This is a genomic window from Phaeospirillum tilakii (assembly GCF_042683125.1).
Taxonomy (GTDB): Bacteria; Pseudomonadota; Alphaproteobacteria; order Rhodospirillales; family Magnetospirillaceae; genus Phaeospirillum; species Phaeospirillum tilakii.
This window is the reverse complement of the sequence record NZ_JBHUIY010000003.1, coordinates 1-20,208: the sequence shown is the minus strand read 5'-3', so window position 1 is coordinate 20,208 and position 20,208 is coordinate 1. Positions and strand designations below refer to the sequence as shown.

The 20,208-nt window shown below is 68.8% G+C and carries 14 protein-coding genes and 1 pseudogene; 9 read left to right on the top strand and 6 right to left on the bottom strand.

The window, feature by feature from the left end; translation table 11 throughout:
• The first annotated feature begins 87 nt into the window (after positions 1-87).
• From ACFSNB_RS02150 to soxR, 8 genes are all read left to right on the top strand, one after another.
• On the top strand, positions 88-1,098 hold the full coding sequence (locus ACFSNB_RS02150; RefSeq protein WP_377314056.1) for a PhzA/PhzB family protein: 1,011 nt from the start codon (positions 88-90) through the stop codon (positions 1,096-1,098).
• A gap of 253 nt (positions 1,099-1,351) precedes the next feature.
• Complete coding sequence (locus tag ACFSNB_RS02145; protein WP_377314054.1) at positions 1,352-1,972, top strand: isochorismatase family protein; 621 nt, start codon at positions 1,352-1,354, stop codon at positions 1,970-1,972.
• A complete protein-coding gene (locus tag ACFSNB_RS02140; RefSeq protein ID WP_377314052.1) occupies positions 1,972-3,900 on the top strand; it encodes an anthranilate synthase family protein in 1,929 nt (642 codons plus the stop codon). The genes ACFSNB_RS02145 and ACFSNB_RS02140 overlap by 1 nt, the downstream gene beginning before the upstream one ends.
• Complete coding sequence (locus ACFSNB_RS02135; protein ID WP_377314050.1) at positions 3,878-4,714, top strand: PhzF family phenazine biosynthesis protein; 837 nt, start codon at positions 3,878-3,880, stop codon at positions 4,712-4,714. Before ACFSNB_RS02140 ends, ACFSNB_RS02135 begins: the two co-directional genes overlap by 23 nt.
• 94 nt (positions 4,715-4,808) lie before the next feature.
• Positions 4,809-5,444, top strand: coding sequence for a phenazine biosynthesis FMN-dependent oxidase PhzG (gene phzG / locus ACFSNB_RS02130; RefSeq protein ID WP_377314048.1), 636 nt, complete (start codon positions 4,809-4,811; stop codon positions 5,442-5,444).
• 256 nt (positions 5,445-5,700) lie between these two features.
• Complete coding sequence (locus tag ACFSNB_RS02125; RefSeq protein ID WP_377314046.1) at positions 5,701-6,813, top strand: efflux RND transporter periplasmic adaptor subunit; 1,113 nt, start codon at positions 5,701-5,703, stop codon at positions 6,811-6,813.
• Between the two features lie 10 nt (positions 6,814-6,823).
• The gene (locus ACFSNB_RS02120; protein WP_377314044.1) at positions 6,824-9,949 is read left to right on the top strand and encodes an efflux RND transporter permease subunit; all 3,126 of its coding nucleotides are present in this window, start codon (positions 6,824-6,826) and stop codon (positions 9,947-9,949) included.
• 2 nt (positions 9,950-9,951) lie between these two features.
• Positions 9,952-10,410 carry a redox-sensitive transcriptional activator SoxR gene (gene soxR, locus ACFSNB_RS02115; RefSeq protein ID WP_377314042.1) on the top strand — a complete coding sequence of 153 codons (459 nt, stop codon included), beginning with the start codon at positions 9,952-9,954 and terminating at the stop codon, positions 10,408-10,410.
• A 190-nt stretch (positions 10,411-10,600) separates the two neighbouring features.
• Here the strand turns inward: soxR and recJ are convergent, their stop codons facing one another.
• The 5 genes from recJ to ACFSNB_RS02090 form a co-directional block, all read right to left on the bottom strand.
• A complete protein-coding gene (gene recJ / locus ACFSNB_RS02110; protein WP_377314040.1) occupies positions 10,601-12,379 on the bottom strand; it encodes a single-stranded-DNA-specific exonuclease RecJ in 1,779 nt (592 codons plus the stop codon).
• Positions 12,376-13,368, bottom strand: a complete 993-nt coding sequence (glpX, locus tag ACFSNB_RS02105) for a class II fructose-bisphosphatase (RefSeq protein WP_377314038.1) — start codon at positions 13,366-13,368, stop codon at positions 12,376-12,378. Before glpX ends, recJ begins: the two co-directional genes overlap by 4 nt.
• Positions 13,369-13,407: 39 nt before the next feature.
• Positions 13,408-14,709: a homoserine dehydrogenase gene (locus tag ACFSNB_RS02100; RefSeq protein WP_377314036.1), complete on the bottom strand. Its 1,302-nt coding sequence runs from the start codon at positions 14,707-14,709 to the stop codon at positions 13,408-13,410.
• Positions 14,706-15,938 (bottom strand): LL-diaminopimelate aminotransferase, encoded by a 1,233-nt coding sequence (locus ACFSNB_RS02095; protein ID WP_377314034.1) that lies wholly within the window; start codon positions 15,936-15,938, stop codon positions 14,706-14,708. The genes ACFSNB_RS02100 and ACFSNB_RS02095 overlap by 4 nt, the downstream gene beginning before the upstream one ends.
• A gap of 127 nt (positions 15,939-16,065) precedes the next feature.
• Entirely contained in the window at positions 16,066-17,106 is a 1,041-nt protein-coding gene (locus tag ACFSNB_RS02090) for a hypothetical protein (protein ID WP_377314032.1), read from the bottom strand.
• A gap of 304 nt (positions 17,107-17,410) precedes the next feature.
• Between ACFSNB_RS02090 and ACFSNB_RS02085 the strand changes: the two genes are divergently transcribed.
• Positions 17,411-19,195 (top strand): PHA/PHB synthase family protein, encoded by a 1,785-nt coding sequence (locus ACFSNB_RS02085; protein WP_377314030.1) that lies wholly within the window; start codon positions 17,411-17,413, stop codon positions 19,193-19,195.
• 113 nt (positions 19,196-19,308) lie between these two features.
• Here the strand turns inward: ACFSNB_RS02085 and ACFSNB_RS02080 are convergent.
• Positions 19,309-20,208, bottom strand: a pseudogene (locus tag ACFSNB_RS02080) (chromosome partitioning protein ParA); the annotation flags it as partial.

Below are 20,208 nucleotides of genomic sequence, written 5' to 3'. Positions count from 1 at the left end.
GTGCCGGGATGATCCATCGAGACTGCCCTGTCCGGAACCGCCGGGGAATAAGGCCTCCATCGAGGCATGGTGTGGCAGGGAGGATCGATGGGAGGACACGACGCCCCCATGACGCGATGGTCTGATCAGGATTGCCGAACGATCAATCGAAGAACCATTGAAGGATATATGAAGTCCACGGGGCGTGATCGTTTGCGCCGCCACGAATATTTTACGGAAAATGGCCGTTGCATCAATTGTACGACGGAAACGGGACGTCCTCTTGTCATTGCGGGCCGTGACAACCTCGCCAAACTCGCGGCCTGGCTTGAGTCGTATTTTCCGGATTGGGCTTGGTTCAATTTAAGGTTGTATGAGACGCGGGACCCCAATCAGTTCTGGGTCGAAAGTGATGGTCGGGGAATGGCCAGGATGCCGGGCTATTCCGAACATTATTGCGACATTCATTACATTCATTCGTTTGAAATGGATTTTGGCAAAATCAGGCTCGTTCGGGAATTTCCCGATATCTGTCAGAAAATCAGGTCGATCGGCCTCTCTTTTCCTCTGATCAATCGTCCGTTCTCTCCGGTTTTGGCAACGGTTCCTTCACGCAGCGGAGACCTCACGATGAGCTATGAAAAGAAAACCTGGAACGATCCGGAGGCCGAGGCCCTCAGAAAAATCAATCGGGTCACGGTCGAGACCTACATGAACACCAAGGGGAGCGACCGTCTCAAACGGCATGAACTGTTCGTCGAGGACGGCAGTGGCGGCTTGTGGACCACTGACAGCGGGCTGCCGATCGTCATTCAGGGGAAAGCCAAGCTGGCGGAACATGCCGTATGGTCCCTGAAATGCTTCCCCGACTGGGAATGGTACAACATTAAAATATTCGAGACGGACAACCCGAACCATTTTTGGGTTGAATGCGATGGTCATGGGAAAATCATTTTTCCCGGCTATCCCGAGGGCTATTACGAAAATCATTTCCTGCATTCATTCGAACTCGATAACGGCAAGATCGTGCGCAATCGGGAATTCATGAACGTTTGCCAGCAATTGCGCGCGCTCGGCATCCCGGTGCCGGTCATCCGGCGCGAGGGCATCCCCACCTGATCCGAAACGAACCGGCAGGGTGTGTCCCGGCCGCCTTTTGACCTGATCCGTTCGGCGGCCGGCCCGCCCGCGCGGCGTCCCCGTCCCGGCCGGACCTGACCCCACCGGTCAGGTCACGGGCCGGGCGGTCTGACAGGACGAGACGACGGAGATCGGCGGGAGGTCATCGCCATCACCCGTCCCGTCGGCGGTGTCCTGTCTTGTCTCTCGAGGGAGGTTTTCTCGTTCAATCCATTGACCGGAGACCGATGTCATGAATGCCATCCCATCGATCGAAGCGTATGCGCTGCCCAGATACGATGAATTACCGGCCAATCGGGTCAAATGGGTTCCGGACCCGGAGCGTTCCGTTCTGCTTGTCCATGATATGCAGAAGTACTTCCTGCGGCCGCTGCCGGACAGCCTGCGGGCCGCGCTGATCGCCAATGCCGCCCGCTTGCGGCAGGCTTGCGTCCGTCGCGGCGTCCAGATCGCCTATACCGCCCAGCCCGGCAGCATGACCAGTCAACAGCGCGGGCTGTTGCAGGATTTCTGGGGGCCGGGGATGCAGGCCAGCGCCGAGGATCGTGAGATCGTCGACGAGCTGCGGCCGGGGCCGTCCGACTGGTTGCTGACCAAATGGCGCTACAGCGCCTTCTTCAATTCCGATCTGCTGGCGCGGATGCGCGCGAGCGGCCGCGACCAGCTCATCCTGTGCGGGGTCTATGCCCATATCGGGGTGCTGATCTCGACCGTCGATGCCTATTCGAACGATATCAAGCCGTTCCTGGTGGCGGATTCCATCGCCGATTTCAGCCGCCGCGACCATTGGATGGCGCTCGAATACGCGGCCAGGAGTTGCGCCATGCTGCTCACCACCGACGAGGTGCAGTGATGAACGGCGCGGCCGAAGCCCTGCTGCGGCGGGTTCTCTCCCCCAATCCTCCGCCCTTTGCCCTGCTGCACCGGGCCGAGGGCAATTCGGGCGGGATGGTCGATGTGATCGTCGGCGGGATGATCGAGCCGTCCGGGCTCGACGCCCTGCCGGTGCCGGAAACAGCGCCGGCCGGGGCGGGCGGGCATGAACTGCTGGTCCTGATCCCCTTCCGGCAGATCGTCGAGCGCGGGTTCGAGGCGGTCGATGATGGCGCGCCCCTGCTGGCGCTCGAGGTCACCGAGCAGGGCGAGGTCGGGCTCGACCGTGTCCTGGCGCTGCTGCCCAACGAAAAGATCAGGATCACCGGCGGGGAGTTCGATCTTGACGACGAGACCTATGCCGCGATCGTCACGAAGGTGATCGCGGAGGAGATCGGGGCGGGCGAAGGCTCGAATTTCGTCATCAAGCGCACTTTCATCGCCGAAATCGATCATTATTCCCTCTCAAGCCCGCTGTCGTTCTTCCGCTGCCTGCTTCAGGCCGAAAAGGGCGCCTATTGGACCTTTCTGATCCATACCGGCACGCGGACCTTCGTCGGGGCCTCCCCGGAGCGGCATATCAGCGTGCGCGACAATCTGGCGGTGATGAACCCGATCAGCGGGACCTATCGCTATCCCCCCTCCGGCCCCGATCTGAACGAGGTGATCGACTTCCTCAACAATCAGAAGGAATCGAACGAACTTTATATGGTCGTCGATGAAGAGCTCAAAATGATGTCCCGCCTTTGCGACGATGGCGGCCGGGTTCTCGGCCCCCATCTCAAGGAAATGGCCCATCTGGCCCATACCGAGTACTTCATCGAAGGGATGACCGACCGGGACGTGCGCGAGATCCTGCGCGAAACGATGTTCGCGCCCACCGTCACCGGCAGCCCGATCGAAAGCGCCTGCCGGGTGATCCGCCGCCACGAGCCGCAGGGCCGGGCCTATTACAGCGGGGTGGCGGCGCTGATCGGACGCGACCGCTCGGGCGGACGGTCGCTTGATTCGGTGATCCTGATCCGCACCGCCGAGATCAGCGCCGACGGACAGATGCGGATCGCGGTGGGATCGACCATCGTGCGCGATTCCGATCCGCTCGGCGAAGCCGCCGAAACCCGGGCCAAGGCGATGGGGTTGGTCACCGCCTTGCGGCGCCAGGGCGGCGGGCGCTTTTCCTCGCATCCCCAGGTCCTGTCCGCCCTGGCCAGCCGCAACGAGCCGATTTCCGGCTTCTGGCTGAGCGGTCCCGACGAACGCCGGCAGATCGAGCGCGACCTGCACGGCCGCTCGGCCGTGATCGTCGATGCCGAGGATTCCTTCACGATGATGTTTGCCCACCAGTTGCAGGCGCTGGGGCTGCGGGTCGAGGTTCGCGGCTTTCGCGAGCCGATCTCCTTCGCCGGCCATGATCTGGTGATCATGGGGCCGGGACCGGGCGATCCCGCCGATGTCGGGCAACCGAAGATCGGCTTTCTGCACGCGACGATCCGCTCGCTGCTGGCGGAGCGCCGCCCGTTTCTGGCGGTTTGCCTCAGCCATCAGGTGCTCAGCCTGCGCCTGGGGCTCGACCTTGAGCGCCGCGCCGTGCCCAACCAGGGCGTCCAGAAGGAGATCGATCTGTTCGGCTCCCGGGAAAGCGTCGGCTTCTACAACACCTTCTCCGCCCGCAGCCGCCGGGACTTCCTGGAGGGGGACGCGTTCGGCGTGGTGGATGTCAGTCGCGACCCCGGCAGCGGGGAGGTGCATGCCCTGCGCGGTCCGGGCTTCGCCTCGATGCAGTTTCATCCCGAATCGGTGCTGACCCAGGGCGGGCCCCGGATCATCGCCGGGATGCTGCGTCACGCCCTGACCAGCCGGTCAAATCGCGCGGAAGGGAACGTCGATGCACAAATATACACTGATTGATGCCTTTTCCGCCGAGCCGCTGCGGGGCAACCCGGTGGCGGTGTTTTTCGACAGCGATGACCTTTCGTCCGAAAGCATGCAGGCGATCGCCCGTGAGCTGAACCTGTCGGAAACCACCTTCGTTCTCCGGCCGCAGGCCGGCGGCGATTGGCGGATCCGCATCTTCACCCCGGTCAACGAGCTGCCGTTCGCCGGGCATCCGCTGCTCGGCACCGCGATCGCCCTCGGTTCCCGGACCGAGCAGGCCGAGCTGCGCCTCGAAACCAGGATGGGAACGGTGCCGTTCCAGCTTCGCCGCCAGGAGGGCCGGGTGGTGGCGTGCAGCATGCGCCAGCCGATCCCGACCTGGGCCTTGTTCGACCGGACCCCGGACCTCCTGGCCGCGCTGGGGATCGCGGCCTCGACCCTGCCGGTCGAAATCTACCATAACGGCCCCCGCCATGTGCTGGTCGGGCTGGAGAGCGTCGCGGCGCTTTCCGCCCTCCGCCCCGATCACCGCGCCTTGTCCGATTTTCCCGACATGGCGGTCAATTGCTATGCCGGAGCCGGGCGGTCCTGGCGCAACCGGATGTTCTCGCCGGCCTATGGCGTGGTCGAGGACGCCGCCACCGGCTCGGCCGCCGGCCCGCTCGCGATCCATTTCGCCCGCCACGGTCTGGCGCCGTTCGGCGAGGAGATCGAGATCCGGCAGGGCGTCGAGATCGGCCGCCCCTCGCTGATGCTCGCCCGCATCGGCTACGAGGGCGACCGGGTGACCGAGGTCGAGGTGTCCGGCCACGGCGCCCTGTTCGCCGAATGCACCGCCTTCGTTTAAGGCGCGTCCCTTGATTTTGGAGCGGCGTCAGGCTTCAGCCCCCTTCGATCAGGACCAGATCCGCTCTCATCACTGCCGCAGCAGGAGATTCGCCATGGGTGTGAATTTATCGGAAACGCTGACCGGGACGATCGAGCTTCCCTTCCCCGAATATCTGGCGCCGCCCGACGATCCGATCGCGCTGCTGCGCGGCTGGATGGACAAAGCCGAGCAGTATGTGCGCGAGCCGCGGGCGCTGGCCCTGGCGACGGTCGATGACCGCCACCAGCCTTCGAGCCGGATCGTCGTCATCAACGAGATTTCCGACACCGGGGTGCTGTTCTCCACCCATGCCGGCAGCCAGAAGGGCCGCGATCTCGCGCTCAACCCGGTTTGCTCGGGGGTGCTCTATTGGCGGGAGACCTGCCAGCAGATCGTTCTTGCCGGCCGGGCCCGCCGCCTGCCCGACGACAAGGCCGACGCCCTGTGGCTGGCCCGTCCCTTCGAGGCCCATCCGATGTCGGTCGCGGCCCGGCAGAGCGAGGATCTGCTCGACGTCGAGGCCCTGCGGCTGAAGGCGCGTCGCCTGGCCCAGGTCGAGGGGCCGCTCCCGCGTCCGGCGGGCTATGCCGTGTTCGAAATCGCCCTGACCTCGCTCGAATTCTGGAGCAACGGCACCGAAAGGCTGCATGAGCGGCTGCGCTACGACCGCGACGGCGACGGCTGGACCAGCCGCCGCCTCCAGCCCTGATCCCTTCCGCCGCGCGAGCCCTTTCCACGCGGATGACGCCGGGTGGAAAGGGCGACGGGCCGGCCCGTTCCCCCCCTCCCGGCCCGCGGCCGCCCCCATCCATCGGACGCATGATCCAGCTTGACCTCAACTAATATTGAGGTTGTATGAGTGGAGTCGGCCCATGGGGCCAATCCCCCCGTTCCCTGCCGACCCTCCCGTCGTGATGGGCCGGTTCGCGGGGCGGACGGCGGCCATTTTCCGATGGGGGACCGACATGGACGACACCTCTCGCCGACTACCCGCACGAGCGCGCTCCCTCCTGCCGTTCGTCCTCGCCCTTCTGATCCTGGGCGGGATCTTCACCGGGATCTTCCTCTGGCGGGAGGCCCGCCGCGCGGCCGGGGCCGTCGCCCATGCCCCGCCGCCGGTGGAAGTCTCGGCCGTCACCGTCGCGCCGGAAACAGTGCCGCAATCGCTGGAGGCCACCGGGGCGTTGCAGGCGGTGCGCGAGGTGACGCTTGCCCCGGAGGTGGCCGGCCGGGTGGTGGCGATCCACTTCGAGGCGGGATCGTCGGTGGCGGCCGGGGCGGCGCTGGTCCAGCTTTACGACGCGCCGGAACGAGCCGACCGGGCCGAGGCGCTGTCGCGCGTCCAGTTCGCCCGGTTGCAGCATGAACGTTCGCTCAGCCTCGCGCCGATCGGGGCCGAACCGAAGCAGCTGTTGCAGCAGCACGAGGCCGAGCTGGCCCAGACGGTTGCCGCGGTCCAGGGCATCGATGCCCGGATCGCGCAAAAGACGATCCGGGCTCCCTTCGCCGGCCTGATCGGCATCCGCCGGGTCAATCTGGGCCAGTATGTCAATGCCGGCGATCCGCTGGCGACCTTGACCGCGCTCGATCAGCTCTACGTCAACGTCACCGTGCCGCAGCAGGATCTGGCCAGACTGCGCCTGGGCGGCGCCGTCATGGTGCGCACCGATGCCTATCCGGGACGGGAGTTCCCCGCCCGGATCAACGCGATCGAGCCCCGGGTCGGGTCGGATACCCGCAATGTCAGCGTCCAGGCGACGCTGGCCAATCCGGACCAGATCCTGCGTCCCGGCCTGTACGTCACCGCCGCGATCGTCCAGCCGGCGCGGCCGGCGACGATCGTGGTGCCGGCCACCGCGATCCAGACCAGCGCCTCGGGCGACAGCGTCCTGGTGGTCCGCCAGGACCGGGCCGAGCTGGTGCCGGTAACCACCGGGGCGCGGCTGGGCGACCGGATCGTGGTCGAGACCGGACTCAATCCCGGCGACAGCGTCATCACCAGCGGTCAATTGCGCGTCCAGCCGGGGGCGCCGGTCCGGGTCGTCCCGGCCAAGGTCGCCGCCGGCCCGTCGCCCTGAGAGGATCATCATGCGGTTCACCGACCTGTTCATCCGCCGGCCGATCCTCTCGGTGGTGGTCAGCCTGCTCATCCTGCTGGCCGGGGCCAGCGCGCTGTTCTCCCTGCCGGTGCGGCAATATCCCAACCTGCAAAGCGCCACGATCTCGGTCACCACCAGCTTTCCCGGCGCGACCCAGGACGTGATGCAGGGGTTCGTCACCACCCCGATCGCCCAGTCGATCGCCACCGCCAGCGGGATCGAGTACCTGACCTCGACCTCGACGATGGGGCGGAGCCAGGTCAAGGCCAAGCTGGTGATCAACGCCGATGCCGACCGGGCGATGACCGAGATCCTGGCCAAGGTGCAGCAGGTCAAGTACCGCCTGCCCGAGGGGGCCTACGACCCGGTGATCGACAAGGTCACCGACGGCGCCTCGGCGGTGCAGTACATCTCGTTCACCGGCGACAGCCTGACCATTCCCCAGATCACCGATTTTGCCACCCGGGTCGCCCAGCCGCTGTTCACCTCGGTCAGGGGCGTCGCCTCGGCCGAGATCGTGGGCGGGCAGACCCTGGCGATGCGGGTCTGGCTCGACCCGGTTCGCCTCGCCGCCCGCGGGCTGTCGGCCGGCGATGTCGCCGCGGCGCTCCGCGCCAACAATGTCCAGGCCGCCCCCGGCCAGCTAAAGGACGGCGCCACCGTCACCAACATCACCGCCTCGACCGACATCACCGACATCGAGGCGTTCCGGACGATGGTGATCAAGACCGGGGCCGATGGCTTGGTCCGGCTGGGCGACGTCGCGACGCTGGAACTGGGCGGCCAGAACTACAACAGCGGCGCCCGCGCCTCGGGGCGCAAGGCGGTGTTCATCGCCCTGACGCCGACGCCGGACGGCAACCCGCTCGAAATCGTCCGGGCGGCCACCTCGCTGATCCCGCAGATCCAGAAATCGGCGCCGCCGGGGCTGGTGGTGGCCAGCACCTTCGATGTCGCCCACTTCGTCAACGCCTCGATCGACGAGGTCCAGGAAACCCTGGTCGCGGCGGTGGTGATCGTCGTCGTCGTCATCTTCCTGTTCCTGGGCTCGCCGCGCGCGGTGGTGATTCCGGTGATCACCATCCCGCTGTCGCTGATCGGCTCGGCGGCGCTGATGCTGGTGTTCGGCTTTTCCCTGAACCTGCTGACCCTGCTCGCCATGGTGCTGGCGATCGGGCTGGTGGTGGATGACGCCATCGTCGTGGTCGAGAACATCCACCGCCATATCGAGGCGGGACTGACCCCGGTCGAGGCGTCACTGGTCGGCGCCCGGGAAATCGTCGGGGCGGTGATCGCGATGACGATCACCCTGGCCGCCGTCTATGCGCCGATCGGCCTGATGGGGGGGCTGACCGGCAGCCTGTTCCGCGAGTTCGCCTTCACCCTGGCCGGCTCGGTGGTGGTGTCGGGGGTGATCGCCCTCACCCTGTCGCCGATGATGAGTTCGCAATTGCTGAGCCGCAAGGTTGCCGAAGGCCGGCTGTCCAAGGCGGTCGAGCACCGTTTCGAGCGGCTGGCTTCCGGCTACGGCCGCATCCTCGACTGGACCCTGTCGATGCGGCCGGTGGTGCTGCTGGTGGCCGTGTCGATGCTGGGGGCGATCGTCGTGCTGTTCCTCGGCGCCAGACGCGAGCTTGCCCCGCAGGAGGACCAGGGCTACGTCTTCACCTCGGTTCGCGCCCCCCAATATGCCAGCATCGACTACACCTCGGCGGCGACCCGCGAGATCGACCGGATCTTCATGGCCCTGCCCGAATTCTCCAGCAGCTGGTTCGTCGATGGGACCGATGGCCAGAACCGGGCGTTCGGCGGGGTGGTCCTCACCGAATGGAGCGAGCGGACCCGCAGTTCCACCGACATCCAGAGGCTGCTGTACGGCAAGACCGCCAGCGTCCACGGCGCCGCGGTGACGCCGTTCCAGCCGATGGCCCTGCCGGCGTCGAGCGGGGGCCTGCCGTTCCAGATGGTGCTGCGCTCCGCCGCCGATTTCGACCTGCTCTATCGGGACATGGAGGCCCTGAAGGCGGCGGCCTGGCGCAGCGGCCTGTTCGTCTTCGTCGACAGCGATCTCGCCTTCGACAGCCCGTCCGCCCGGGTTTCGATCGACGCCGCCAAGGCCGGGATGCTCGGCATCACCATGCGGGAAATCGCCGATACCCTGGCGACCCTGGTCGGGGAGAATTACGTCAACCGCTTCAATTTCCATGACCGGTCCTATGACGTGATTCCCCAGGTGGCCGAGCAGGACCGGCTGAGCCCCGAGACGCTGGGGCGTTTCTACCTGCACGCCCAATCGGGGGCGATGATTCCGCTCGCCACCCTGATCAAGGTCGATGTCGTGCCCCAGGCCAACCGGCTGCCCCAGTTCAACCAGATGAACGCGGCAACCCTCTCGGGCGTGCTGCGTCCCGGCGTGACGATGGGGCAGGCGGTGGCGGCGATGGAGGCCGTGCCGCGCGGGCCCGGCATCACCGTGGACTGGCTGGGCGACAGCCGCCAGTATGTCCAGGAGGGCTCCCGCCTGACCGTCTCGTTCGGTTTCGCCCTGATCGTCATCTTCCTGGTGCTGGCGGCGCAGTACGAGAGCTTTCGCGATCCGCTGGTGATCCTGGTGACGGTCCCGCTGGCGGTTTGCGGCGCGTTGCTGCCACTTTATCTCGGCTTTACCACCCTCAACATCTACACCCAGATCGGACTGGTCACCTTGATCGGATTGATTTCCAAGCACGGCATCCTGATGGTGGCCTTCGCCAACCAGATCCAGCATGCCGAGGGGCTCGACCGCCGCGCCGCGATCGTCAAATCGGCCAAGGTGCGGATGCGCCCGGTGCTGATGACCACGGCGGCGATGGTGGCCGGGCTGGTGCCGCTGCTGTTCGCCGGGGGGGCGGGCGCCGCCAGCCGCTTCGCCATCGGCATCGTCGTGGTGATGGGGATGCTGATCGGCACCCTGTTCACCCTGTTCGTGCTGCCGACCTTCTACAGCCTCATCGCCCGCGACCACCGCCCCGAACCGTCCGGCCTGTCGGCCCGTGACCCGGATGGCGCCGCCGCCCCGCCGTCTTCGCTGGCGCGGCGGATTGCCGGCTATACCGCCACCGGGGCCGAAGGCTAGCCATGGAGACTTCCCCCCTCAAAACCGCCCTGACCGTCGGCGAAGTGGCCCGGCGCAGCGGGGTCGCGGTTTCGACCATTCATTTTTACGAGGCCAAAGGGCTGATCCAGGGTTGGCGCAGCGAGGGCAACCAGCGGCGCTATCACCGGTCGGTGCTGCGCCGCATCGCCATCATCCGCGTCGCCCAGTTGACCGGGATCACCCTCGCGGCCATCCGCGACGCCCTGGTCGATCTGCCGCACGACCGGGTGCCGACCGACGCCGACTGGGTCCGGTTCGCCAGCGCCTGGCGCGACATGCTGGACCGGCGGATCGACCGTCTGGCCCAACTGCGCGACCAGATCACCAGTTGCATCGGCTGCGGCTGCCTGTCGCTCGACGAATGTCCCCTGCGCAATCCCAATGATGAATTGGGGGAGGCCGGGCCGGGGCCGCGCCGTCTCTCCGGCAAACCCGGATAGTGTTTTCGAGGGGATGTGGGCTCCGCCCACGCCCGCCAAGGGCCGCAAGGCCCTTGGAACCCATTGATGGTCGGGCGCGGACCGGTCTTTCAGCTTGGGCGCGGGGGGGGGGCCGCGCGAAGGGCAGGGCAAGGGTTCCAAGGGCCCTCGGCCCTTGGCGGGTGCGGGCGGAGCCCGCGAAGAGCGCCGCTCAGCGGGCGATCGCCGCGTCCTCGACCAGCAATTGCGGGGTGGCGTTGCCCTGCCAGCGATCGACCCGCAGGGTGCCGGCGAGGTGGACCGAGGCGCCGGCCGAGGCCAGCAGGGTCATCCCCATCTCGGAATCGGCGGCGCGGAAGGCGATCGCCTTGAGCCGGCGCCCGCCGCCGCCGGTCAGGTCGAGCCGGACATGGCCCGAGCCGACCACGCTGGCGCGGGCGATGCGGGCGCCGGTGACGGCGAACACCGGCTCGGGGTTGCCGGCGCCGAACGGCCCCAGCGCGGCCAGGGTCTCGATCAGCTCGACCGAGGCGGCGCCGGCATCGAGCGCGCCGTCGAGGTCGAGCAGCGGGATCAGCTCGCCGGTCTTCTGCGCCTCCAGCCGTTCGGCCAGGAACAGGCGCAGATCCTCGACCCGGTCGGCGGCGACGGTGAAGCCGGCGGCCATCGCGTGGCCGCCGCCGGCCAGCAGCAGCCCGGCCTGCCGGGCGGCGATCACCGCCGCGCCGAGATCGAGCCCGATCACCGAGCGGCCCGAGCCTTTGCCGGTGCCGCCATCGAGGGCGACGACGCAGGTCGGGCGGCCATAGCGTTCCTTGAGCCGGCCGGCGACGATGCCGATCACCCCCTGGTGCCAGCCCTCGCCGGCGGCCAGCAGCAGCGGCAGGCCGTCATCGCCCCGGCTCTCGACCTGTTCGATCGCCTCGGCCAGCACCGCCGCCTCGATTTCCTGGCGGTCGCGGTTGTAATCGTCGAGCCGGCGGGCGATCGCCGCCGCCTCCTCGGGGTCGGGGGTGGTCATCAGCCGGGCGCCCAGTCCGGCCTCGCCGACCCGGCCGCCGGCATTGACCCGGGGGCCGAGCAGGAAGCCGAGATGGGTCGAATCCGGCCGCTCCTTGAGCCCGGCGACGTCGGCCAGCGCGGCGAGGCCGGGATTGCCCCGCTTCGCCATCACCTTCAGCCCCTGGGCGACCAAAGCGCGGTTGACGCCGACCAGCGGCACCACGTCGCACACCGTGCCGAGCGCGACCAGATCGAGCCAGCGCATCAGGTCCGGCTCGCGCCGATCCTGGAACCAGCCGGCCGCGCGCAGGACCCGGTTGAGCCCGACCGCCAGCAGGAAGGCGACGCCGACGGCGGCGAGGTGGCGGTGTGGGCTGTCCTCGTCGAGGCGGTTGGGATTGACCACCGCCAGCGCCGGGGGCAGATGGGCCTCGGCGGCGTGGTGATCGACCACGATCACCTCCTGGCCGGCGGCGGCGGCGGCCTCCAGCGCGGCGAAGGCGGTGGTGCCGCAATCGACGGTGACCACCAGCTTGGCCCCGGCGGCCTGGAGCCGGGCCAGCGCGGCGGCATTGGGGCCGTAGCCCTCGGCGACGCGGTCGGGGATGTGGGTCAGCACCCGCGCCCCGGCCGCCTCGAGATAAAGCGTCAGCAGCGCGGTCGAGGTGGCGCCGTCAACGTCGTAATCGCCGAAGATGGCGACGGTCTCGCCGGCCTGGACCGCCTGGGCGAGCCGGGCGGCGGCGCAATCGAGGTCGCGCAGATGCGACGGGTCGGGCAGCGCCTGCTTGAGGGTCGGGTTGAGGTGGGATTCGGCGGCATCGAGGCCGATGCCCCGGCTGGCCAGCACCCTGCCGACCAGTTCGGGCAGGCCGAACCGCTGCGACAGCGCCAGCGCCAGCCGGTCCTCGCCCGGGCGGGCCTGCCAGCGCCGGCCGGTGAGGGAACGCTCGATGCCGAGAAAGGCCCCCGTCGCCGGGACGCTCATAGCGCCAGCAGGCCCCGGGTCAGGTCGTGCTGGACGGTGAGATAGCGGATGGTGCCGGACAGCGAGCGCATCACCAGCGAATGGCTGACGGCGCGGTTGCCGGGCAGCAGGCGGGCGCCCTTCAGCACATGGCCGTCGGTGATGCCGGTGGCGGCGAACATCACCTCGCCCTTGACCATGTCGTCGATGTCCCACTTGCGGCCGGGATCCTGGATTCCGGCGCGGGCGGCGGCGGCGCGGTCCTGGTCGGAGCGCAGCACCAGCCGGCCCTGCATCTGCCCGCCCAGGCATTTGAGGCCGGCGGCGGCCAGCACGCCCTGGGCGGCGCCGCCCGAGCCCATGTAGACGTCGATCCCGGTGTCGGGCAGCCCGGTCGCCAGCGCGCCCGAGACGTCGCCGTCGTCGAACAGCATCACCCGCGCCCCGGCAGCCAGCACCCGGTCGATCAGGTCGAGGTGGCGCGGCCGGTCGAGGATGCTGACGGTGAGGTCGGCGACGCGGACGCCGCGCGCGGCGGCGATGCGGGCGAGGTTGTCCTCGGGGGTGGCGTCAAGGTCGATCACCCCGGGGGGCAGGCCGGGGCCGACCACCAGCTTTTCCATGTAGGAATGCTGCGGCACCTTGAGGAACGAGCCTTCCTCGGTCATCGCCACCACCGACAAGGCGTTGTTGGCGCCGCGCGCGCAGATCGAGCGGCCCTCGAGCGCGGTCAGCACGATGTCGATGGTCGGGCCCTTGCCGGTGCCGACCTTCTCGCCGGTATGCAGCGGCTGGGTCGGGTCGTCGCCCTCGCCATTGACGATCACGCCGCTCATCGCCACCCCGTTGAGGGCGGAGCGCATCGCCTGACAGGCGGCCTCGTCGGCGGCCTTCTCGTCGCCGCGCCCGGTGCGGCGGGCGGCGGCAAGGGCGCTGGCTTCGGTGACGCGGACCACCTCGAGGGCGAGGTTGCGGTCCAGCACCGGGGCAATCTGGGTGTGGACGGACATGACGGACGGGCCTTTACGCAGGGACGGCGGCGGGAGGGATCAGAGCGGCTCGATCCGGATCAGGCGGGGCGGCTCGGCCACCGAGGCGATGCCGTTGATGCGGGCCACCGCCCGCAGCATCGCCGCCTCGTCGGTCTCGTGCACCGTCATCACCACCGGCACGGTCTGGTTGGGGGCGCGGCCGCGCTGGATCACCTGCTCCATCGACACCTTCTCGTCGCGCAGCGCGGCGGCGATGTCGGCGAACACGCCGGGCTCGTCGCGCACCATCAGGCGGATGTACCAGGCGGCGCGGCCGGCGCCGCGCGGCGCGGTCGGGCGCGGTTCCAGCCGGTCGACCGGCAGGCCGAAGGCCGGGCCGACCCGGCCGCAGGCGAGGTCGATCAGGTCGGCCACCACCGCCGAGGCGGTGGGATGGGCCCCGGCGCCGCGGCCTTCCAGCACGGTGCGGCCGACGAAATCGCCCTCGGTCACCACCGCGTTGAACGGGCCGTCGACATGGGCGAGCGGGAAGCCGAGCGGCACCATCGCCGGATAGACCCGGCAATCGGTCGCCAGCTCGCCGTTGATCTCGCTGAGGCTGGCGACGCCGAGCAGCTTGATCCGGTAGCCGAGTTCGGCGGCGTAGCGGATGTCGAGCGCGCTGACATGGCGGATGCCCTCGCAGGTGACGGCGTCGATCGACACCGGCATGCCGAAGGCGAGGCTGGCCAGGATCGCCAGCTTGTGGGCGGTGTCGATGCCGTCGATGTCGAAGGTCGGATCGGCCTCGGCATAGCCGAGCGCCTGGGCCTCGGCCAGCACGTCGGCGAACTCGCGCCCGGTCTCCTGCATCGTGCTGAGGATGAAGTTGCAGGTGCCGTTGAGGATGCCCATCACCTTGGTGACGCGGTTGGCGGCGAGCCCCTCGCGCAGCGCCTTGATCACCGGGATGCCGCCGCCGACCGAGGCCTCGAAGCCGATGTTGGCGCCGGTCAGCTCGGCCAGCCGGGCCAGCTCGACACCGTGATGGGCGATCATCGCCTTGTTGGCGGTGACGACGTGCTTGCCGCGTTCCAGCGCGGCGCGGACCACGTCGAGGGCGATGCCGTTGGCGCCGCCGATCAGTTCGATCAGCACGTCGTAATCAGCGTCGCGGGTCATCTCGCGGGCGTCGGTGTAGAACGGCACGCCGTCGAGCGGCAGGCCGGCCGGGCGTTCCAGCGCGGCGGCGGCGACCAGTTCGAGCCGGCGGCCGGTGCGGGCCGCCAGCAGGTCGGCATGGCCGGCGAGCAGTTCGACGGTGCCGCCGCCGACCGTGCCGAGGCCGGCGATCGCGATCTTGAGGGGAGAGGAGCTCATCGGCCGGATTCCGCGCGCTGTTTTTCCGAGGTCTCCAACACCTGATCGGTGTTGGCGAGGAAGGTCTTGATGTTGCGCACCGCCTGACGGGTGCGGTGACGGTTTTCGACCAGCCCGATGCGGACGAAGCCGTCGCCATATTCGCCGAAGCCGATGCCGGGCGCGACCGCGACCTGGGCGTGGCTCATCAGCAGCTTGGAGAATTCGAGCGAGCCGAGCGGCGCGAAGGCCGGCGGGATCGGCGCCCAGGCGAACATCGTCGCCTGCGGGCTGGGCACCTCCCAGCCGGCGGCGGCGAGGCCCTCGATCAGCACGTCGCGGCGGTCCTTGTACATCGCCCGGATCTCGTCAACGCAATCCTGCGGCCCGTTGAGGGCGGCCGAGGCGGCGACCTGGATCGGGGTGAAGGCGCCGTAATCGAGGTAGGATTTGATCCGGGCCAGGGCGGCGATCAGGGTGGTGTTGCCGGCGGCGAAGCCGATCCGCCAGCCCGGCATGTTGTAGGTCTTGCTCATCGAGGTGAACTCGACCGCGATGTCCTTGGCGCCCGGCACCTGGAGGATCGAGGGCGGCGGGGCCACGTCGAAATAGATCTCGGAATAGGCCAGATCGGACAGGATCCAGATCTTGTGGTGGCGACAGAAATCAACCACCTGCCCGTAGAAATCGAGGTCGGCCAGCAGCGCGGTCGGGTTGCTCGGGTAATTGAGCACCAGGGCGATCGGCTTCGGCACCGAATGGCGCACGGCGCGATCGAGCGCCTTGAGGAAATCGGCATCCGGCGTCACCGGGACGTAGCGGCACGAGCCGCCGGCGATGATGAAGCCGTAGGGATGGATTGGATAGGACGGATTGGGCACCAGCACGATGTCGCCCGGGCTGGTGATGGCGTTGGCGAGGTTGGCGAGGCCTTCCTTCGAGCCGAGGGTGACGATCGCCTCGCGCTCGGGGTCGATCTCGACGCCGAAGCGGCGCTGGTAATAGCCGGCGAGCGCCTTGCGCAGCCCGGGGATGCCCCGGCTCATCGAATAGCGGTGGGCGCGCGGGTTGCGCGCCGCCTCGACCAGCTTCTCGACGATATGGGCGGGGGTCGGCTGGTCGGGATTGCCCATCCCGAAATCGATGATGTCCTCGCCGGCGGCTCGGGCGCGGGCCTTCATCGCATTCACTTCCGCGAAGACATAGGGCGGAAGACGTTTGATCCGATGGAAATCCTGCTCGATGCTCATGGCCGAACCTGCGGGGTGAGGGACGGGAACGGGGCGCGGACGGCCCCGGGGGAAGAGGCCATCTTTAGCGCGGGGCGGGTCAAGAATCGACCCCTTTCTACCCCGCCCGTCGCTGCCGGGGCGGCGCTCAGTACTCCATCAGCACCCGCAGGCCGGCTCCGGCGCGGCCGCTGGTGGCGACGCGGATCTTGCGGGCCGGCACCCCCATCTCGCCCAGCATCGCGGCGAAGCGGTGGGCCAGTTCGGGATCGGCGGCGCCCTCGAGATGGATGGTCCCGCCCGAGCGGCGTTGCAGGGCGGCGACCTCGCGCAGCCGGGCGAATTCGGCCTCGCCCAGCCGGCCGGGCTGGAACAGCGCCACCTCGAAGCTGGCGGCCGGTCCGGGCGGCACCACCACGCCGCGCGCGCCACGCAGGCCGCGCGGCGGGGTCAGCCGCACCGTGGCGGCGTCGTCGTCGCCGCCGATGATCACGGTCGGCGGCGCCGCCGACCGGGCGGCGACCCGGGTCGGGGCGGGCAGGGCGGCGCTGCCGCCACCGCCGATGATCACCGTGGCCGGCTGGGCATAGGCCGCGGCATAGGCCGGGGCGGCGGCGCGCTCGCTCCGCGCCGACGGCGGGGTGTCGAGATCGCCGGCCCGGCTGGTGGCGGCGGCGGATTCGCGCAGACGCTGCTGATAGGTGTCGGTCAGGGTGTTGCGCCGGGTCGGCACGCTGTCGGGGACGTTGGGCCGGTCGGGCGGGCCGCCGGCGATCTGGGTCGGGGCGGTCGGCCCGTCCTCGCGCGCGGTGCGCATCGGCCGGTCGAGCGAGGGACGCTCGCTGGCGGCGCCGACGCTGGCCGACTGGGCGCCGGGCGGCACCGGCAGCGGCGCAGCCTGGATCGCCGCCGGGGCCGGCGGCGGGGCGACGGTGGCGTCGGCGACCTGCGGCGCCGCCGCCGGCTCGACCCGGCGCACCAGCCGCTTGGTCGGGGCCGGCTCGCGCCGCACCGTCTCGGCATAGCGGGCATGGGAACGGTCGGCCGGCAGGCCGGCGCCGGACTCGGTCCCCTGGGGGGTGGCGACGGCGCTGCCGTCGGCGCGGCGCGGGGTGGCGATCTCCGGCGGCGGCTCGTCACCGCCGGTCAAATCGTGGTACCATGACACCGGATTGAGGGAATCGGGCACCCAGGAGCAGCCTGTCAGGAGAGCCGTCACGGCAAGGACGCTACCGCCGGCGGCAAGCCGACGCCGGCCACGGCGGAGGACAGCGAAGCGCTCGGACATGATGGGATTCCCATTCCCTTCGGAACGACCGGCCACAAGGCGGGCACAGGTTACTGCAAGTTCACGTTTAACAGGCGCTCGAACGAAAGTATATAGACAGTGTGGCGTCGGCCGAAGGGGGCGGGCCACCCGCCTTTCCGGTCCGGCCAGGGCCGCGCACGACCAGCGTTCTTTCCCGTCAATCAGCAAACCCAGGGAGGGCAGGATGGCCGAACAGAAGGTCGCGGAAAGCAGGCGGATCGATCCGGCCGAGATTTCGCAGGCGATGACCAGCATCGCCGAGCGCAGCCAGCGTCTGGTCGCCGATTTCCTGTCCCGTCAGGCGACCGAGCCGGCCGCGCCCTCGCTCGATCCGCTCAACATCGGCAACGCCTTCTTCGAGATGACCACCCGGCTGATCAGCGATCCGGCGCGGATGGTCGAGGCGCAGATGTCGCTGTGGCAGGATTACATGGCGCTGTGGCAGAACACCGCCAAGCGGATGATGGGCCAGCCGGCCGAGCCGGTGGTGGCGCCCGAGGCCGGCGACCGCCGGTTCAAGGACCAGATGTGGCAGGACAACGAGGTGTTCGACTACATCAAGCAATCCTACCTGCTGTCGGCGCGCTGGATCCAGAACGTGGTGCGCGGGGTCGAGGGGCTCGACGAGGCCTCGGCCAAGAAGGTCGAGTTCTACACCCGCCAGTTCGTCGATGCGATGGCGCCCAGCAACTTCGTCCTGACCAACCCCGAGGTGCTGCGGGCGACGATGGAGAGCGGCGGCGAGAACCTGCTGAAGGGGCTCGACAATCTGCTGGCCGACCTTGAGCGCGGCAAGGGCAACCTCGCGATCCGGATGACCGATTACGACGCCTTCCGCGTCGGCGAGAACATCGCGGTCACCCCCGGCCGGGTGGTGTTCGAGAACGACCTGATGCAGTTGATCCAGTACGACCCGTCCACCCCGACGGTGCACCGGGCGCCGCTGCTGATCGTGCCGCCGTGGATCAACAAATATTACATCCTCGATCTGCGCCCGAAGAATTCCTTCGTCAAATGGGCGGTCGATCAGGGCCACACCGTGTTCATGATCTCGTGGGTCAATCCCGACGAGCGCCTCGCCGGCAAGACCTTCACCGATTACATGACCGAGGGGCCGCTGGCGGCGCTCGACGCGATCGAGCGGGCCACCGGCGAGCGTCAGGCCAACCTGATCGGCTATTGTCTCGGCGGCACGCTGACCGCCTGTACCCTGGCTTGGATGGCGGCCAAGGGCGATGACCGGGTGCTGTCGGCCACCCTGTTCACCTCGATGACCGATTTCAAGGATCCGGGCGAGCTCGGCATCTTCATCGACGAGGAACAATTGGGCAGCCTCGAGGCGCGGATGGCCGAACACGGCTATCTCGACGGCCGCGACATGGCCACCACCTTCAACATGCTGCGGGCCAACGACCTGATCTGGTCGTTCGTGGTCAACAATTACCTGCTGGGCAAGGACCCGTTCCCGTTCGACCTGCTGTACTGGAATTCGGATTCGACCCGGATGCCGGCGGCGATGCACAGCTTCTACCTGCGCAAGATGTATCAGGAGAACAAGCTGATCGAGCCGGGCGGGATCACCGTCGGCGAGGTGCCGATCGACCTGACCACCATCCGCACCCCGATCTACATGCTGTCGACCCGCGAGGACCACATCGCTCCCTGGGCCAGCACCTTCTCGCTGACCCGGCTGGTGTCGGGGCCGGTGCGGTTCGTGCTGTCGGCCTCGGGCCACATCGCCGGGGTGGTCAACCCGCCGGCCGCCAACAAATATTGCTATTGGACCAACGCCCGCAAGGCCAAGACCCCGGAAAGCTGGCTGGCCGGGGCGACCCAGACCGACGGCTCGTGGTGGACCGACTGGGACAAATGGGTCGAGAAGTTCGCCGGCCCGCAGGTCCCGGCCCGCACCCCGGCCGAGGGGATCGAGCCGGCCCCCGGCAGCTACGTCAAGGCCCGCGCGGTGTAAGCGCGGGCTCCGCCCGCCCCCGCCAAGGGCCGCAAGGCCCTTGGAACCCATAAAATATAAGGGGGTCCGGGGCATCGCCCCGGTCGGGGTGCGGGGCGGAAGCCCCGCCGGGGTCAGGCCCCCGCCGGTTCGCTCAGCGCCTCGGCCTGACCGAGATCGACCGACACCAGTTGCGACACGCCGCGTTCGGCCATGGTGACGCCGTAGAGCCGGTCCATCCGCGCCATCGTCATGCGGTGGTGGGTCACCACCAGGAAGCGGGTGCGGGTGGTGGCGGCGATGGTTTCGACCAGGGCGCAGAAGCGATCGACATTGGCGTCGTCGAGGGGGGCATCGACCTCGTCGAGCACGCAGATCGGCGCCGGGTTGGTCAGGAACACCGCGAACAGCAGGGCCAGCGCGGTCAGCGCCTGTTCGCCGCCCGACAGCAGCGACAGCGCCTGCAACCGTTTGCCGGGCGGGCTGGCCATGATCTCCAGCCCGGCATCGAGCGGGTCCGGTGACTCGGTCAAGGCGAGGTGGGCGCGCCCGCCGCCGAACAGGCGGGTGAACAGGTCGCGGAAATCGCGATCGACCGCCTCGAACGAGGCCAGCAACTTTTCCCGCGCCTCGCGGTTGAGTTCGCCGATCGCCTGCCGCAGCCGGGCGATCGCCGCCACCAGATCGTCCTTTTCGGCCTGAAGGGCATTGATGCGCGCCTCCTGCTCGGCCGCTTCCTGCTCGGCGCACAGATTGACCGGGCCGATCTGGTCGCGCTCGCGTTCGAGCCGGTCAAGCCGGCGGCGCAGCGTGTCGGCATCGGCCGGCTCGGGCTCGGGGTCGGCGGCGGCGACCAGGGCGCCGACCTGCTCGGGGCTGAGGTCGAGCCGCTCGGCGATGCGGGCGGCGATGGCGCGGCAGCTCTGGTCGGCGGCCGACACCGCCGCCTCGCGCCGCACCCGCTCCTCGCGCGCGGCGGCCAGCGCCTGCTCGGCGGCGCGGTCGGCACGGTCGGCCTCGGCCTGGGCCGCCTC

Bases quoted from the DNA above. Each gene is read 5' to 3' on its own strand.
- phzG (WP_377314048.1), top strand. From the start codon at position 4,809: ATGGGTGTGAATTTATCGGAAACGCTGACCGGGACGATCGAGCTTCCC.
- ACFSNB_RS02100 (WP_377314036.1), bottom strand. From the start codon at position 14,709: ATGAGCTCCTCTCCCCTCAAGATCGCGATCGCCGGCCTCGGCACGGTC.
- ACFSNB_RS02120 (WP_377314044.1), top strand. From the start codon at position 6,824: ATGCGGTTCACCGACCTGTTCATCCGCCGGCCGATCCTCTCGGTGGTG.
- ACFSNB_RS02145 (WP_377314054.1), top strand. From the start codon at position 1,352: ATGAATGCCATCCCATCGATCGAAGCGTATGCGCTGCCCAGATACGAT.
- ACFSNB_RS02140 (WP_377314052.1), top strand. From the start codon at position 1,972: ATGAACGGCGCGGCCGAAGCCCTGCTGCGGCGGGTTCTCTCCCCCAAT.
- ACFSNB_RS02135 (WP_377314050.1), top strand. From the start codon at position 3,878: ATGCACAAATATACACTGATTGATGCCTTTTCCGCCGAGCCGCTGCGG.
- ACFSNB_RS02150 (WP_377314056.1), top strand. From the start codon at position 88: ATGGGAGGACACGACGCCCCCATGACGCGATGGTCTGATCAGGATTGC.
- recJ (WP_377314040.1), bottom strand. From the start codon at position 12,379: ATGAGCGTCCCGGCGACGGGGGCCTTTCTCGGCATCGAGCGTTCCCTC.
- ACFSNB_RS02095 (WP_377314034.1), bottom strand. From the start codon at position 15,938: ATGAGCATCGAGCAGGATTTCCATCGGATCAAACGTCTTCCGCCCTAT.
- ACFSNB_RS02085 (WP_377314030.1), top strand. From the start codon at position 17,411: ATGGCCGAACAGAAGGTCGCGGAAAGCAGGCGGATCGATCCGGCCGAG.
- ACFSNB_RS02125 (WP_377314046.1), top strand. From the start codon at position 5,701: ATGGACGACACCTCTCGCCGACTACCCGCACGAGCGCGCTCCCTCCTG.
- glpX (WP_377314038.1), bottom strand. From the start codon at position 13,368: ATGTCCGTCCACACCCAGATTGCCCCGGTGCTGGACCGCAACCTCGCC.
- soxR (WP_377314042.1), top strand. From the start codon at position 9,952: ATGGAGACTTCCCCCCTCAAAACCGCCCTGACCGTCGGCGAAGTGGCC.